This window comes from Stenotrophomonas koreensis, assembly GCF_001431525.1.
GTDB lineage: Bacteria > Pseudomonadota > Gammaproteobacteria > Xanthomonadales > Xanthomonadaceae > Stenotrophomonas > Stenotrophomonas koreensis.
Window position 1 is genome coordinate 1 of record NZ_LDJH01000041.1, and the last position, 2,174, is coordinate 2,174.

The 2,174-nt window shown below is 66.3% G+C and carries 2 protein-coding genes; both read right to left on the bottom strand.

Features of this window, described 5'->3' with window-relative positions:
- Nucleotides 1-800: 800 nt before the first annotated feature.
- Nucleotides 801-1,427, bottom strand: coding sequence for a hypothetical protein (locus ABB25_RS13985; protein WP_057667883.1), 627 nt, complete (start codon nucleotides 1,425-1,427; stop codon nucleotides 801-803).
- Between the two features lie 152 nt (nucleotides 1,428-1,579).
- Nucleotides 1,580-2,032 carry an excalibur calcium-binding domain-containing protein gene (locus tag ABB25_RS14955; RefSeq protein ID WP_057667886.1) on the bottom strand — a complete coding sequence of 151 codons (453 nt, stop codon included), beginning with the start codon at nucleotides 2,030-2,032 and terminating at the stop codon, nucleotides 1,580-1,582.
- Nucleotides 2,033-2,174 lie beyond the last annotated feature (142 nt).

A 2,174-nucleotide genomic window follows, 5' to 3' on the forward strand; every position in this document is an offset into this window, starting at 1 on the left:
TTGCCGTTGCCGTTGCCGTGAGCTTGCGCTCCACCTGCCCGAGCCGTAGAGCGTGCCGAGCATCGCAGCGGATCAACGGAACAGGCGCGGGGTGTTTGAGCGCAGCGAGTTCCCGTGCCGCGTTGAGCCGCGAGAAGCGCAGGGCACCGATGCAGCCCCACCGCATCGGCACGCGGCCCGGCGAGAAGCACTTTGACTCGCACCGTTGGTGCTCGCCCTTCGGGCCGGCTTCGCCGTTAGTCGCTTCGCTCCTTGGGTTCCTTTTGGTGCCTCAAAAGGAAGCCGCACGCGCAGCGGGCGGAAGCACCTACCTGCTTCAAACAGCTAAGCCAACCTGACCCCGTTAGTTCCTCCGTTAGTTCCAAGCCAACCTGACCCCGTTAGTTCCAGTAGAGCGTGCCGAGCATCGCAGCGGGCCGGGGATGAAGGTGCGGGGTGTCTGAGCGCAACGAGTTCCCGCACCGCCCCGGCACGCGAGAAGCACAGGGAACCGCTGTGGCCGCAGGCCGCAGCGTCACGCGGCCCGGCGAGAAGCACTTTGACTCGCACCGTTGGTGCTCGCCCTTCGGGCCGGCTTCGCCGTTAGTCGCTTCGCTCCTTGGGTTCCTTTTGGTGCATCAAAAGGAAGCCGCACGCGTAGCGGGCGGAAGCACTTACCTGCTTCAAACAAGTAAGCCAACCCGACCCTGTTAGCCCAGCGGGCGGAAGCCCTTACCTGCTCCTAAAAGAACAAAGGGCCAGGTGCGTGAAAGTGCACTCTGACCCCTGTTTTGCATCGGCCACAAGCGGCGGCCTGCTGCTTACCGCCACCAGGCCAGCATCGCCACCAGCAACACACCACAACTCAACCAGCGCGCGTACAGGCGATGGGCAAGCACATACCGCTGCACCAGGCCAAAGGTCATCACCAGCAGTGTGGTGAAAAACAGTGCCAGCCCCAGGGCAATGAACTTTTCCCACCCCATGCCATTGGGCTGGTGCAAGGCCTTGCCCAGGCCACGGAACAGCGCCAGGAACAGGGTGATGGCCAGGGCACAGCGGGTCAGGTTCTCGGCCCAGCGCAGCGCAGTGGACGGGCTTGCTGTTTCGCTGAGCATGTCGACCTGCTGCACCTGGCGTGCCTGCGCCAGCGCCTCGGCTTCCTGGTCCACGGCTGTCAGTGGCATGGCCTCGCGGCGGATCGCCCGCCACTTCACGTAAGACACCACCAACAGCGTAAACACGCCCACCCCGAGCACGCCGCCGAGGTCGCCAAACAGGCCAACGAAGACCAACAGCCAGACGAACACAAACAGGATCACCACCACATACAACACCACCTGCCCCAGCCGGCGCAGCACCGACTCCGGCGGTGGGTCTATCGAGCGGAAGCCCGCATCGCCCAGAGCCGGTGGCTCGGACGGTTGCCCCTTGCGTTGCTGGTCCATCGCCGCTCCCCATGCCGTGCAGGCCCCCTGCCTGCCAGGCGCAGCATGCCAGAACACGCTCCCTGCCGGGCGGGCCTGCCGGTGCGGCGCACGGCGGCCGAGGCGCGCCGCAGCGTCCCGGCCCGATGGATTCGGCAGCGCTGCGCCTCAGCTCAGCGGCACCACTGCTGCTCGCACGGCACGCCGTCCCCATCGCCGTCCATCTGGGTATTGGGGCAGTGGCGCAGGTAGTACGTGGCTTCGGCACAGGAGCGCATTTGCGAGCAGTGGGTCTTGCCGCTGCAGCTGAAGCGCGGGTCGGCCTGCAAGGCCGCCGCCGGGGCCGCTACCGATGCCGGCACGGCCGCGTAGCGCTCATATGCCAACCAGCCCAGGGCCACCACCAGCACCACGCCGAGCACGCCGGCCACACCAGTGCGGGCGCGGCGCGCCGGACGCTGGCGGCGAGCAACCGGCCGCCGGTGTGATTGCCCCGGCCGCATCACATTGACCGCGCGGACCTTGCCATCGGGCCCGGCCTGGGTCAGGTAGGTAATGACCTCCCCCACCTGCGGGCGGCGGCCGTCGTGGGGAAACGCGGAGATATGCGCAAAAATTTGGTTCATCGCAGATCAGCGTGGAGCTTTTCCCGGTTGCGCTTACCCTTGAGGCCTGATTTCAGTGCTCAAGGGTGAGGTCATGCTGGATCGGAAGATGATTGCCGCGCTGGGCGGCTGGGAAGGCTACCGGGTACAGCGCATCGTCTGG